12 protein-coding genes are annotated in these 14,740 nt (G+C 37.2%); all 12 read left to right on the top strand.

Annotated elements, in window-relative coordinates:
* Nucleotide 1 precedes the first annotated feature (1 nt).
* A complete protein-coding gene (locus K4H25_RS13740) occupies nt 2-1,093 on the top strand; it encodes a DegT/DnrJ/EryC1/StrS family aminotransferase (RefSeq protein WP_221022957.1) in 1,092 nt (363 codons plus the stop codon).
* Nucleotides 1,090-2,364, top strand: a complete 1,275-nt coding sequence (locus K4H25_RS13735; protein ID WP_221021010.1) for an O-antigen translocase — start codon at nt 1,090-1,092, stop codon at nt 2,362-2,364. Before K4H25_RS13740 ends, K4H25_RS13735 begins: the two co-directional genes overlap by 4 nt.
* 2 nt (nt 2,365-2,366) lie before the next feature.
* Nucleotides 2,367-3,341, top strand: coding sequence for a glycosyltransferase family 2 protein (locus K4H25_RS13730; RefSeq protein WP_221021009.1), 975 nt, complete (start codon nt 2,367-2,369; stop codon nt 3,339-3,341).
* Between the two features lie 21 nt (nt 3,342-3,362).
* Entirely contained in the window at nt 3,363-4,343 is a 981-nt protein-coding gene (locus tag K4H25_RS13725) for a glycosyltransferase family 2 protein (RefSeq protein WP_221021008.1), read from the top strand.
* Complete coding sequence (locus K4H25_RS13720; RefSeq protein WP_255587682.1) at nt 4,331-5,479, top strand: EpsG family protein; 1,149 nt, start codon at nt 4,331-4,333, stop codon at nt 5,477-5,479. The genes K4H25_RS13725 and K4H25_RS13720 overlap by 13 nt, the downstream gene beginning before the upstream one ends.
* Before the next feature lie 77 nt (nt 5,480-5,556).
* Nucleotides 5,557-6,660: a glycosyltransferase gene (locus K4H25_RS13715; RefSeq protein WP_221021006.1), complete on the top strand. Its 1,104-nt coding sequence runs from the start codon at nt 5,557-5,559 to the stop codon at nt 6,658-6,660.
* Nucleotides 6,661-6,698: 38 nt separating this feature from the next.
* Nucleotides 6,699-7,835, top strand: a complete 1,137-nt coding sequence (locus tag K4H25_RS13710; protein WP_221021005.1) for a glycosyltransferase family 4 protein — start codon at nt 6,699-6,701, stop codon at nt 7,833-7,835.
* A 3-nt stretch (nt 7,836-7,838) separates the two neighbouring features.
* Nucleotides 7,839-8,774: a UDP-glucose 4-epimerase family protein gene (locus K4H25_RS13705; RefSeq protein WP_221021004.1), complete on the top strand. Its 936-nt coding sequence runs from the start codon at nt 7,839-7,841 to the stop codon at nt 8,772-8,774.
* A gap of 30 nt (nt 8,775-8,804) precedes the next feature.
* Entirely contained in the window at nt 8,805-9,368 is a 564-nt protein-coding gene (locus K4H25_RS13700) for a sugar transferase (protein WP_221021003.1), read from the top strand.
* A 63-nt stretch (nt 9,369-9,431) separates the two neighbouring features.
* The gene (locus K4H25_RS13695; protein ID WP_221021002.1) at nt 9,432-11,321 is read left to right on the top strand and encodes a nucleoside-diphosphate sugar epimerase/dehydratase; all 1,890 of its coding nucleotides are present in this window, start codon (nt 9,432-9,434) and stop codon (nt 11,319-11,321) included.
* Between the two features lie 550 nt (nt 11,322-11,871).
* Nucleotides 11,872-13,539 carry a GspE/PulE family protein gene (locus tag K4H25_RS13690; protein WP_221021001.1) on the top strand — a complete coding sequence of 556 codons (1,668 nt, stop codon included), beginning with the start codon at nt 11,872-11,874 and terminating at the stop codon, nt 13,537-13,539.
* Nucleotides 13,536-14,735 carry a type II secretion system F family protein gene (locus K4H25_RS13685; protein ID WP_221021000.1) on the top strand — a complete coding sequence of 400 codons (1,200 nt, stop codon included), beginning with the start codon at nt 13,536-13,538 and terminating at the stop codon, nt 14,733-14,735. The genes K4H25_RS13690 and K4H25_RS13685 overlap by 4 nt, the downstream gene beginning before the upstream one ends.
* Nucleotides 14,736-14,740 lie beyond the last annotated feature (5 nt).

Genomic DNA, 14,740 nt, shown 5'->3' with positions numbered 1-14,740 from the left:
TATGATTCCATTTCTTGATTTAAAAGCCATTAATTTAGCGCACCGCGATGAATTAATTAATGCATTTACTCGCGTTATCGATTCTGGATGGTATGTATTAGGTAATGAAGTCAAACAATTTGAAGCATCATTTGCAGATTACTGCAACGTTGATCATTGTGTGGGTGTGAGTAATGGTCTGGATGCATTGCATTTGATTTTACGTGCTTATGGCATTGGTGCTGGTGATGAAGTCATTGTACCGACCAATACCTATATTGCTACCTGGTTAGCGGCTACGTATGCAGGCGCAACGCCCGTGCCAGTTGAGCCATGTATAGATACCTATAATATTGATCCAAGTTTGATTGAGGCAGCAATTACCCCGCGTACTAAAGCGATTATTGCAGTGCATTTATATGGGCAGCCAGCCGATATGGATCCAATTATGGCGATTGCCGAAAAACACGGTTTAAAAGTCATTGAGGATGCTGCGCAGGCCCATGGTGCTTTATATAAAGGTCGCAAAGTCGGTAGCCTTGGTCATGCGGCAGGATTTAGTTTTTATCCGGGTAAAAATTTAGGTGCGATTGGTGATGCAGGCGCAGTCACTACCAATGATGCGGAGCTTGCAGAGAAAGTTCGAGTATTGGTTAATTATGGTTCAAAAGTGAAATACCATAATGAAGTGCAAGGATTTAATTGTCGATTGGATGAATTACAAGCTGCATTATTGGCAGTTAAATTACCAGCACTAGACCAAGAAACAGCCCGTAGAAAAGAAATTGCAGCGCAATACACTGTAGCTCTACAAGAATTAGATCTCGTATTGCCATCGATTATGGATAATGCTGAATCAGCATGGCATTTATATGTTGTTCGAAGCAAGAATAGGGATCAGTTACAAATAGATTTATCGGCTAATGGTGTCGCTACGATGATTCATTATCCAATCCCACCACACCAACAGCCTGCATATGCTGAGTTTAATGGTGTTAGTTATCCAATTGCAGAGCAAATTCATCAGCAAGTATTAAGTCTACCGATGGGACCGACAATGTCTCATGATGACGTATCCAAAGTAATTAATGTAATTATTGAGTTGTTAAAATGAAGTTAATGCAACTTTCAATCCTTAGTGCTGTATTAACAGCTTTAAGGATGATTACAGGCATAATAATTTCAAAATTTATTGCTGTCTATGCTGGTCCAACAGGATTGTTTATGTTGGGGCAATTGCAAAGCTTTGTTGTTGGGCTTAATGGGCTTATTTCTAATCAAATTGGCCAAGGAGTAGTACGTTTTAGTGCTGAAAATAAAGAAAACGGATACGATGCTTGCCAACCATGGTGGTCAGCCGCGACATCTCTATTGTTAATTACGATTAGTGTTTCTTTTTTTATAGTTACAATTTTTTCTCAATTAATATCAACGTGGCTATTTAATAATCAATCGTTTTTTTGGATCGTTCTTATTGTTGGGTTTTTCCTTCCATTCAATTGTGTTAATTCAATTATGATGAGTGCTTTGAATGGGCTAGGGGAGAATAAGAAAAACATTCTTGGTGGAACGCAGTCAGTATTAATTATGACTATATTGTCATTATCGATGTTGTATCTGTATGGCCTGACTGGTGGCTTATTAGCTGTCGCTGCTAATAATGGTATTGCGGGTATATTTATTTTTTTAAAGTTTTATAGAGAACCTTGGGTTAAAATAAAATATTGGTTTGGCTCAGTCGATAAGAACAAAAAAAAAATATTGTATGGCTATATGGCTATGGGAATCGTCGGTGCCTTAACTGGCCCAATGGCTTTAATATTAATAAGAAATTTGATTTCAGATACGTACTCATCTGATGTAGCTGGATTATGGCAAGCTGTGTCAAGATTATCTGATGCCTATATATTATTAATTGTTTCAGGTGTTGGAATGTATTATTTTCCTTTAGCGGCATCTATTTCTAACTCTGTTAGTCTTAAGAAGGAAACTTTTAAAGTTTTTTCTTTGTTGATGCCTGTCTTATTAGTCTCTATATTTTTTGTGTATTTTTTTCGTTCGTTTTTAATTATGGTATTGTATTCTAATGATTTTCAAGCTGCAGAAAGCTTGATTGCACCTCAATTGGTAGGAGATTTTTTTCGAGTTCTATCGTTTGTTCCCGCTAGTATTTTATTGGCTAAAGGCTATATAAAGGTGAATATTGTCGCTGAGATTGTAATGAATCTTTATTTAGTTGGTTTTGTCTATTGCTTCATAAAGGGACTTGGTGTGGTTTCTGCTAATTATGCATATGCAAGTGGATATTTTATATATTTTATTTTTTCTTGCTTGTTCTTTTTATATCATTGCCGTCAGCTAAATAAATTAAATGGAGTGAATTAGTTGTGAATATTTCTGTTATCACTCCTGTTTTTAATGAAAGATTAAATGTTTTACGATGCTATGAGTGCCTCTGCAATCAAACGATAGACAATTTTGAGTGGGTTTTAATTGATGATGGTTCTACTGACAATTCAGTGGAAGTGATTGAAGGAATAATTTCTAAACATTCGAGTGAAAGTTTTAATATTAGACTGATTAAGCAAGAAAATAAAGGTGCTGCGTTAGCAAGAAAGTTAGGAATTGAAGTTGCATCATCAGAATTTATATCTATTTTAGATTGTGATGATTATTTATCATTGAATGCTATAGAGTTGGCTGTAAGTAAATTAAAAAATGAAGTTGATATTGTATGTTTCGATGTTGATTTTATGGAAAATGGACTTTGTAAGAGTACATTTAATTTTAATGTTGATAATTGGCCCGTTGATGGAAAAACAGCATTCACTAAGTGCATCGATGGCTGGGGGCTACATGGGTGGTTTGTTGTAAGAAAATCAATAATACTATCTTCATATTCAAAAATTAAAAACTTTGGAAAGATTAATAACATTAATGATGATGAGCTTGTTTGTAGATATTGTTTTTTTGAGGCAAGAAAAATAGATCATTGTAAAGGTAAATATTTTTATGTTAAAAATCCGTGTTCGACCACTAATAAAGTTAATTTAAGGTATTTTATGGTTGTTAATACGGCTATTGAATTAAATTTCTTTATTAGAAGAAATTTCAAAGATGATTCTATATTTTTAGCTTCTAATAGAAATCTAATTTCTGTGTTTTTTGGGGTTTTTATTAGATTTGTTAGATGGTTTTCGGTTATTGAAAATAAGTCTGAGTGGCTTGATTCTATGTATAAGATTGCTTGTGAGGTTGATCGCACTAAATTATTTAAAAGCCTAAGATTAGATGTGATTTCGGTTAAGATTTTTTTGAAATTGATACTAGTTTCATTGTTTAAATTTGTTCTAACAAAGTGACTTTATTGATTAAGGGTTTTTATGGACGTTAATAATTCAATTGCTCAAAAAGAAATAGTTGCAGTTGCTGTGATTGCCTATAATTCGTCAGAGACTATCATAGAAACTTTGAATAGTATATTGAATCAGTCATATGGGTCAAATAACTTGGAGTTAATTATTAGTGATGACTGTTCGATAGATCGAACGACTGAGGTGGTAGATTCATGGTTATCTTTAAATGCTGCAAACTTTTCAAGTGTTAGATTTATCAAAAATTTAAATAATGGTGGTATATCAAAAAATTGTAATGTTGCATGGAAATCATCTAGAGCAACGTGGATAAAAACAATCGCTGGAGATGATATTCTTTCGATTGATTGCATTAAAGATAATTTTGAGTATGTCAAAGCGAACCATGGTGTTGGTATTGTTTTTTCTAAGATGGCTCATTTCAAAGATAAAGCTAGTAATGTTTGTAAAGTAACACCTGAATTAAGTAATATTTACTTTTTCTGTTTATCAAGTCAGGAGCAATATCAGTGTTTGTTAATTAGAAGTTTTAACATGGCACCGACCTCGTTTATAAACAAAAATATTTTAGAAGACATTGGTTATTGTGATGAACAGTATAAGTTAATTGAAGATTTGCCACTTTGGTTGAAAATTACTGGATCAGGTTATAAGTTGAATTTTTTAGATAAAATTACCGTTTTATATAGAATATCTGATTCTCTAAGTAATTCGGTTGATAGGCTTGTTAATGTTAATTTTATGAGGCAATTAGAAGTATTATATTCACAGGAAGTGTGGCCTAATTTATCGGCGGCTCAATATTGGAAGCGTATTGATGATCGTTTGATGCTATGGTCATGGATAATCCCAGCAAAGTTATTCAATAATAAACGTTGTTTTTTAAGTCTATTTTTTCATTATGCAATTGGTTCGATTAGACCTTCTGGCGTTTTTAAAGTGTTGAAAAGAATAAAAAATAGATTAAAGGGGGAGGGGTGTACTTTATAATAGTTTCAGTTTTTTTATTTTTATTTGCGTCACTTAATAGAAGAAATATATCTTATAGGGTTTTTTTTATATTCCCAGTTCTGGTTCTGCCTGTGATAGTGCTCAATATATATTTTCAAGGTGAGGATTGGGTTAATTATAGAAATTTCGCAATGTCTGGAGCGGTATTGTCAACGCCAGAATTAGCGTTTAATTTTTTATTCAAAGCGTTATATTATTTTAGTGGATCTTTATATCCATTGGCAGTGTATTTATACTATGTAATTGCTTTTTTATTGATTTATTATTTTTTTTGTTTTTATGGGAATGGTTTTTTTGAACTAAAAACTAGATACTTTATTTTTTTTGTTTCTGGTCTTTTTTTTATTTTTGGCCCGACTTTAGTCGCAGAGCAACTCAGACAATTTCTTGCTTTGATAATTGTTTTGTTTGCATCTTCGAAGTGTGTTAAGAGACAGTGGTTACACTGTTTGGCTTTAGTCTTATTAGCATCATTTTTTCATATTTCAGCAATTGTATTTATATCCGTATTTTTCTGTTGTAGCTTTTTCAATAAAAAAAGATATTTCATAGTGAGCAGTATTTTCTTGAGTATTGGATTGTATTTTTCTGTAGTTTCTGTTGCATTGTTATCTAGTGGTTTTGTTGCTGATAAAGTAGAGACTTATTTGAAAGCATATTCATTTGGCTTTGGTATACGGCATTTAATTTGTTTGTTTTACATCGTAACATATGTTTCTTGTATTGATGAGCGGAAGTTAGAGCGTCCTTATTTGTTTTTGAATCGAATAAGTTTTTTTGGTGCGGTATTGATGCTTACAGCTGTGTACTTACCTTTTTTAGATAGGTATGCAGGTTATTTTTTAGTATTTATGTTTTTGAATGTACTTTATGGTGTGTGTTATAAAAAATCGGCGTATGTATTGAATTTTATTTCTATAGTTCTTTTCTTGGTTTTTACTTTTGGTTACTACAGAAATAGTATTGCACCATTTGACTTTTTTGTTTTCAGGAATGAAATAAATTCTTTATTTTTTGGTGATATTGATTTTGATCGTCGTGCATTTGATATTCAAGATAATCAGTTGTATTTAATGAAAGAGCGTGGAATGTTAGAAGTTAGGTCCGATATGTAAAATATGGCTAGATGGATTTGATTTTTATTTAAACTTCTCTGCTCTCAATACGTCATGTTTTATTGGTAATTGGCTATATGAAAATACTACTTGTAATTACAGGTTTAGGAATGGGTGGTGCTGAGCGGCAAGTGTGTGATCTTGCAGACCAGTTTTCAGCATTAAATCACGATGTTTTACTTGTTTCATTGAATTCAGATTTAATTAATAAACCTAGAAATAAAGGGGTGAAATTAGTAAGTATTGATATGAAAAAAACTTTTTTTGGTTTTTTTATATCGTTTTTAAAAATGAGAAAAATTATATTAGAATTTAAACCTGATGTGATTCATAGTCATATGGTTCATGCTAATATATTTACAAGGTTGTTAAGGGTTTTCACTCCTATCAATAAACTAATTTGTACTGCACATAGTACAAATGAAGGAGGTTGGTTAAGAATGAAAGCTTATTGTTATACTGATTTCTTGGCTGATATATCAACAAATGTTAGTGAAGAGGCTGTAGAAGCTTTCATTTTACAGGGAGCAGTGACTCGAGAGAAAATGATTGCTGTTCATAATGGGATTAATATTGATCTGTTTGATTTTAATGATCAGAGTCGAAAAAATGTTCGTAGTTTATTGTCAATAAATGACCAAACGCCTTTGATTTTGGCCGTTGGGAGGTTAGTTACTGCTAAAGATTACCCTAATTTGTTAGATGCATTTAGCAAAATCGATACAACAGTAGAATTACCACATCTTGCAATTATTGGGGTCGGACAGTTACATGCAGAACTTAAGCTTTTAGCTGAGAATCTAGAGATAATAGATCGTGTTCATTTTTTAGGAATCCAGCGTGATATCCCTTCTTTTTTAAGTGCCGCAGACCTATTTGTACTCTCTTCAGCGTGGGAAGGTTTTGGATTGGTTGTTGCTGAGGCTATGGCATGTCGACGTGTTGTTGTTGCTACTGATTGTGGTGGTGTGAGTGAAGTTATATCAAATTTTGGATTTTTAGTTAAACCAAAAGATAGCCAAGCTTTACGATATGCTATGGAAAGTGCACTAAGCCTGAATGATAAAGAACGTTCTAGTATCGGTGAGTCTGCACGTAATTTTATTGTGTCGAATTACTCACTAAAGAGTATTGCAAATAAATGGATCTCACTATATTCAGTAAATGTTAATGAATGTTAGTTTTTTCTACAAAGTAACTGATAAATAATTGGATAATTATGAGAGTAGCATTGCTGGGAACGACGGTTGCATGCGTGTTAGGATTTCGTTCAGGTTTGATTCGTGCGCTAGTTCAGCGTGGAAATGTAGTATATGCTTTTGCATCGGATTATACAGAAAACAGTAAGCATGAAGTTGCATTGTTAGGTGCAATTCCAATAGATTATAAAATTAATCGTTCTGGTCTTAATCCATTTTCAGATTTGATTTGCACACTTAAATTGGTTAAGCAATTTAAAGATTTAAAATTAGACTTAGTTTTTTCGTATTTTGTCAAGCCAGTAATTTTTGGATCATTTGCTGCCAAGTTGGCAGGTGTACCTAAAAGTATAGGGATGCTTGAAGGTTTGGGTTATGTGTTTACTGACAAGGAAAATGGTAGTTCAACTAAAGAAATTTTTTTAAAAAAGGTTCAATTATTTTTGTATCATATGTCTATACCGTTACTTGATTCTCTGATTTTTTTAAATCATGATGATCCAGTTGACTTAATTGTAAATAATAATATTAAGGCAAAATCTGTACATGTTTTAGGAGGGATTGGCGTAGATTTAAAAAAATTTGAATTTTCTCCAGTCAATATTGATGCAATCTCTTTTTTATTTGTTGGCCGACTTTTAAACGAAAAGGGGATAAATGAATTCATTGGTGCAGCAAAAATTGTGAAGAAAATTCATCCAGAGGTTAAATTTGTAGTATTAGGAGGATTGGACCCTGATAATCCAGGTTCTTTATCGAAAGAATCCTTAGATCAGTTGATTCAAGATGATCTAATTGTATACTCTGGTTATGTTAAGGACGTAAAACCATGGTTAATTAATTCAAGCGTTTTTGTTTTACCATCTTATCGAGAAGGAGTTCCTCTTAGTACGCAAGAAGCCATGGCAATTGGACGTGCCGTAATTACAACTAATGTACCAGGCTGCAGAGAAACAGTTATAGATGGTAAGAATGGGTTTTTAATTCCTCCTTGGTCTAGTCAAGTATTGGCAGAAAAAATGATATTTCTCATAGATAATCCAAATAAAATAAAAGAAATGGGCGAAGAAAGCGCTAAGATTGCACTCGAAAAATTTGATGAAAAAATTGTAAATACTAAATTGCTTGAATTGCTCGGAATTTCAAAAGAAGGTTGATTAATGTTGCTTATTACTGGATCTAATGGTTTTTTAGGTGCTGCATTATGTACATTTTTAAATGACATAAAAATTGATTATAAATCTGTAAGTCGTAGAGGCTATGCTGGCTCTATTTCAGTTGGCAACATTGATGCACATACGCAATGGTCTGAAGCGTTACGCGATATTGATGTGATTGTGCATGCAGCAGCCCGTGTCCATGTGATGAATGATGCTTCGCTTGATCCGCTTACCGAGTTTCGCAAAGTGAATGTTGAGGGGACTTTAAATTTGGCACGGCAAGCTGTTGCTGCTGGTGTTAGTCGATTTGTTTTTATTAGTTCAATTAAGGTCAATGGCGAATCAACAGAATTGGGTTTGCCATTTTTTGCTGATGATCTCGCCGTTCCACTTGATCCCTATGGTGTTTCAAAATATGAGGCCGAGCAGGGCTTGCTGCAGTTGGCCAAAGAAACGGGTTTAGAGGTGGTTATTATTCGCCCGCCATTAGTTTATGGCCCAGGAGTTAAAGCTAATTTTGCAGCAATGATGAAATGGTTAAATAAAGGCATTCCATTACCATTAGGTGCAATTCATAATCAACGGAGTTTGGTGGCATTAGATAATTTAGTTGATTTGATTGTGACTTGTATTGATCATCCTGCCGCAGCAAATCAGATTTTTTTAGCAGGGGATGGTGAGGATTTGTCGACGACCGAACTCTTGCAAAAAATGGCTAAAGCTTTAGATGTATCTTCTCGATTGATTCCTGTACCAATGTGGTGCTTACAGTTTGGTGCTAGATTATTCGGTAAGCAAGCGATGGCGCAGCGTTTGTGCGGCTCATTGCAAGTGGATATTTCAAAAGCTAGAAATGTATTAGGCTGGAGACCGCCATTGACTGTCGATGAGGCATTACAAAAAACTGCAGATGATTTTTTGCAGCGTAATGCTTAATTTTTTAAACGAACTGCTTTTAGGTCTTTTATGTTGAAGCGCTGTTTTGATTTTTTGCTGGCTTTCATGGTGAGTTTATTTTTTATTCTGCCTATTATTGTTGTCGCCATACTGGTTCGACTGACTTCGAAAGGCTCTGCTTTATATTGGTCTGATCGGGTAGGGATGAATAATCGCATTTTCAAAATGCCTAAATTTCGCTCGATGCGTATTGATACGCCAGCGGTTGCGACGCATTTATTGGCTGATCCCAAGGCATGTTTAACGCCGATTGGTGGCTTTTTGCGTAAATCAAGTTTGGATGAATTGCCGCAATTGTGGAGTATTTTAGTCGGTGATATGAGCTTTGTTGGGCCACGGCCTGCGCTATTTAATCAAGATGACTTAATTGCACTACGCACTGAAAAAGGCGTTGATCGTATTCGCCCGGGCCTCACCGGCTGGGCACAAATTAATGGCCGTGATGAATTGCCGATCCCAGTTAAGGTCGGTTTTGATGTTGAGTATTTACAGCGACGGTCATTTGTCTTTGATTTAAAAATCCTGCTGCTGACCTTTTTAAAGGTCATTCGCCGTGATGGGATAACGCATTGATGTTTAATTTTTATTATTCTGCGTCATTTATTGGCTGGTCTGGCTCAAAAACTCAGGTATGTTATGTTAAATAAAGCAATTGCATTACCTAGAACAACTAAAAGTCTATTGATTTTAACGCTGGATTTTATTTTATTGCCTTTGGCGCTCTGGGTGGCAATTGCGTTGCGTTTAGATGATTGGTCTTATCCCACTCAATTTGCCTGGTGGGTGTTTTTCTTGCCTTCTATCATTGCCGCACCGATTTTTATTCGCTTTGGTTTGTATCGAGCAGTGATTCGTTATATCGAGGATAAGGCGGTTTTAACCATTGCATCTGCGGTGAGTTTGGCGCTATTGGGCTTTGTAGCCGCGATTCAGTTATTGCAAATTACCGGTATTCCGCGTGGTTCTTTAGTGATTTTCTGGCTATTGGCCATGGCGATTATTATTGCTAGTCGTTTTGCTGCGCGTAGTCTGTTGCGTAAATTGGCGCCGCTGTCTAAAGATCGTAAAACGGTATTGATTTATGGCGCCGGCAGCGCTGGGCGGCAGTTGGCGGTGGCTTTGCGTACTGGGCAAGAGTATGAACCGATTGGTTATGTTGACGATTCGCCCGCTCAGCAAGGCCTGCAAATTGGCGGACTTAAAGTCTTTAGCAACGAACAAATGCTCGCCCAAATTATGATGGGCCGGGTGGATCAAGTGTTATTGGCCATACCTTCTGCGCCGCGCTCACGGCAGATCGAGATCGTTAATCAGCTTGAGCCTTTAGCGGTTGAAGTGCGGATTTTACCTGGGATGTCTGATTTAGTTAGTGGCGAAGTGCGCTTGGCTGATGCGCGTGAAGTGGGTGTTGATGAGCTACTTGGTCGAGAACCCGTTCCACCAAACAAAGAATTACTCGCTCGCAATATTAGCGGTAAATCGGTTATGGTCACCGGCGCAGGCGGCTCGATTGGTTCTGAGTTATGTCGGCAGATTATTAAAAATCAACCGACGCATTTGGTTTTGTACGAGCTTTCCGAATTCGCCTTGTACACCATTGAGCAAGAGCTGAGCCAAATCATTCGTGAACATGCCTTGCCGATCGAGCTGCACCCCGTGTTGGGTTCGGTACAAAATGGCTTACGCCTTGCGGCGATTATGGCACGCTATGGTGTGCAAACGGTATATCACGCCGCCGCGTATAAACACGTGCCATTGGTTGAATTTAATATTACTGAAGGGATTTTAAATAATGCCTTTGGTACTCGCGCTGCTGCGGCAGCGGCGATTGATGCTGGGGTTGAATCATTTGTACTCATTTCAACGGATAAAGCAGTTCGTCCTACCAATGTAATGGGGGCGAGTAAACGGATGGCTGAGTTGGCCTTACAAGCTTATGCGCTAGACCCTTCGGTAAAAACGCGTTTTAGTATGGTGCGCTTTGGCAATGTACTTGGCTCGAGTGGGTCCGTGGTGCCTTTATTCCGTAAACAAATTATGGCGGGTGGGCCAGTTAAGGTCACCCATCCTGATATTAATCGCTTCTTTATGACGATTCCCGAAGCATCGCAATTGGTGATTCAGGCTGGCGCTATGGGCGGTAGTGGCGAAGTTTTTGTGCTGGATATGGGGCAACCTGTTCGGATTGTTGATTTAGCGCGGCGCATGATTCATCTCACTGGCTTTACAGTTAAAGATGATGCTAACCCTGCGGGCGATATTGCGATTGAGTTTTCTGGTTTACGCCCTGGCGAAAAGCTGTATGAAGAGCTACTGATTGGCGACAACGTTAGTGGTACTGAGCACGCCCGTATCATGAAAGCCAACGAGCAGTGTTTGACGCTGGATGAGCTGGAGCAAGTGATTGCGGATCTGAGTATTGCTTGTTTTGGGAATGATTCAACACAAATAATCGGGATTTTACAGCGTTGCGTCTCGGGCTTTAAACCAGACCGCGCGGTGCGCGATCATTTGTTTGAAGGTTAACTGGCGAATTTTATTTCTATCCCAGATTTATGTCTTGAGTTGTTAAACTCGCATTGATTAATCAAAGTAAATCAAATCACCACAAATTTAATGGCGCAGAAAAATAAATTTTCTGCGCCATTTTTTATTGAACAGATCATTTTTGTATGCTGCTGCTTATTTTGAGCCCAGACAAGTAATGCTAGTTTGCACTCCTAATTTAGATATTGTGCGAGGTGGACTGTTTTGTTTTTTATTGCTGGGATGTGAAAGGTTGAGGTGACTGCATCTAGGATGCTGAGCATCATTACCCAAATATTCAGCTTGTGTTGAATATGACGACAGTGTTTTTGTTTTTGATGACGACGACAGAAAGGATTTGTTACTATGAACTGAAAGTGACTGATTTTTTTCTTGTTACTTTTGTGTGATTTACTTTTGATGACAGCAAAGTGATTGGTGACTTAGCCTGCTTAGGCTTGTTACATTTTGTTAAGTGGTTTTAATTATCTGTTAATGGTTTTTACAAAGTGCGGCCTGATTTTGATTATCGATTAAAGGGTGTCGGCAAATGCGTTTGGGTGAATATTTAGTTCAGCAGAAACTAATTTCTAAACCAGATTTAGAAAAAGCACTAGAACAAGCGCAACTTATTCATGGGCGACTCGGCAGTCGATTGGTTCGGCTGGGCGTTGTTTCAGAAGATAAATTAATTCCCGCTTTGTCGCAGTTTTTAGATATCCCTACATGGCATGAAGAAATACCCCGGGCTGAATTTGAGCAGAGCCTTGAAGCCTTAAATTTATCTCTGGCTTGGTGCCAGAGTAATTTATTAATTCCTTTTTATCATAACGATGTTTTGTGCTATATAGCACGATTTCCTAATGAGCCTGTTTTTAATGATTACTTTTCTGCGCTAAATGGATTTTCAGGAAAAGTATTTTTAGCGCGTACCGCTGATTTAATCCGGTTCTTTGATGGGATTAATAATTCAAAGTTCATTTCTAATGATAATGCGGCTCACCTTAAAGAATTGGCTGAAGAAGCGCCGATTGTTGAGCTAGTGAATAATATTTTTGCTCAAGCAGTAGAGTCATCGGCTTCGGATATCCATCTTGAGCCACGCTCCAATTCATTTCAGATACGATTTAGAATTGATGGCGTTATGCGAACGCTATTTGAATATTCTGTTAGCAATTTAGATGCGGTGACTTCTCGCATTAAACTCATTTCTGAATTAGATATTGCCGAGAGGCGATTACCGCAAGATGGGCGTATTGGTCTGCGCGTTGGCGGTAAAGATTTAGATGTTAGGGTGTCTACGATTCCTGGCGTTTATGGCGAATCGATTGTGATGCGGCTATTAGAAAAAAAGGAATTGGTCGCAAATTTGGCCGATACCGGTATGTTGCTTGATCATGAAATTGAATTTTTAAAAATGATTAATGAGCCACATGGTATTGTATTGGTAACTGGTCCAACTGGCTCAGGTAAAAGCACTACACTTTATAATTCAATTCGTTTAGTGGATGATCGAAGTAGAAAAATCATTACCGTAGAAGATCCGGTTGAATACAAAATTGACGGTATTACGCAAATTCAGGTTAAAGACGAAATCGGAATGTCTTTTGCTGCAGGATTGCGAGCGATTTTGCGGCATGATCCAGATGTCATTATGGTGGGAGAAATTCGAGATCAAGAAACCGCTAAAATCGCCATTCAATCGGCCTTAACTGGGCATATGGTTTTCTCTACACTGCATACCAATGATGCAGCCAGTGCTGCAACCCGGCTTATAGACATGGGGATTGAGCCTTTCTTAATCGCCTCAGCACTCACTGGTGTACTTGCTCAGCGTTTACTTAGAAAATTATGCAGCTGCGCTCAGCCGATTGAAATTCCAGCGATTTATGCCAATACGTATTCTGAAATACTACTCAAAAACCCTAAATTGACTGCCAATAGTTATCGTTTTCGTGAGGCGGTGGGCTGTGATTTATGTAGCCAAACTGGCTATTCAGGTCGAATGGGCTTGTTTGAATTAATGCGGATTGATGAGCAAATCAGGCAGGCCATCGTAATCAAAAAACCGGCAACAGAAATTGCCGCAATTGCATTTTTGGATGGCTGCGCTCGCACATTATTTGAAGATGGTTTGATCAAAGCTGGAATGGGGCTCACCTCAATCGAAGAGGTTTGTCGGGTGGCGGTTAATGCTGTCGCAGAGCCTATGCTATGAGTATTTTTATCTATACCGCCATCGATACCTTAGGCTCAGCCAGAAAAGGCGAGCTTAATGCCGTTGATAAAAATACCGCAATTGCGACTTTAATACAGCAAGGTTTATCAATTACTTCATTGCAAGAGCAGGGAAATAAAAAAGAAGGATTAAATAAAAAAATTGGCGTAGCAGAACGGATACAATTTTTGAGTAGTTGGGTAGGGATGCTCAATGCCGGTATTCCAATGGGCGAGGCTTTATATACCTTGGCCGATACTTGGGATGGCACTGCATTAGGCCAAATTTTGCAGCAAAAAATACTTCCTGGATTAAGGTCTGGTGAAACTGTATCTAAAATGTTGGCACTGCCCGAGCTTAATCTACCAATTTATATTCGGCATTTGGCTAGGGCTGGGGAAGAGTCGGGTGTATTAGGTAGCGCATTACAATCAGGTATTGATCAATGGCAAAAGGAAATTAGAGCCAAAAAAGATGCCATCACAGCTTTGATTTATCCAATAATTTTAGTTGTTACCGGTATTTTGGCAATTGTAACGATTTTTTTATTTGTAGTTCCGCGTTTTGCTACTATTTTAAAAAATGGCAATGTAGATTTACCTTTTATATCAAAAATAGTAATTGGCTCGGGTATTTATTTTCGTAGCCATTTATTTGAAATTGGAGTTGGGCTGATTTTTTTGGCTATTGCTGGGGTCTTTGTGTATCGAAAAATAGCCCGTCAATATGATTGGGTGAGTTTTTTTTGGAATTTTCCATTGATTTCTTCATGGTTAGTTGAGCGTCAATCAAGTCAATGGAGTGGAATGCTTGGCATGTTATTGCTCAATCGCGTTAATATTATTTCAGCGATTGATTTAACCATCGAGGCTTGTGAGGTAGCTATTGTCAGCAATCGACTGCGTTTAGTGGCAAAAGATCTGCGGGCAGGTGTGCGCTTTTCTGAAACAATTAAAATGCATCATTTATTAGATCGAATTGATCTGAATATGCTCACAGTAGGCGAAAAAACGGGTCGTGTTGCTGAGATGTTGATTCAAATTTCAACGGCACATGACATTAAGGCCGCTGATGCACAAAAAAGATTTATCTCATTACTAGAACCGGTGGCTATTTTAATCATCGGTGGCGTAGTTGGTTTTATGATGGTGGCGATTATGTTGGCCATTACTAGTATCAGTAACATTAAAATATGAGAGCC

The sequence above is a fragment of the Deefgea piscis genome (genome assembly GCF_019665785.1).
Classification (GTDB): domain Bacteria; phylum Pseudomonadota; class Gammaproteobacteria; order Burkholderiales; family Chitinibacteraceae; genus Deefgea.
This window is presented reverse-complemented; position numbering and strand designations above follow the sequence as displayed.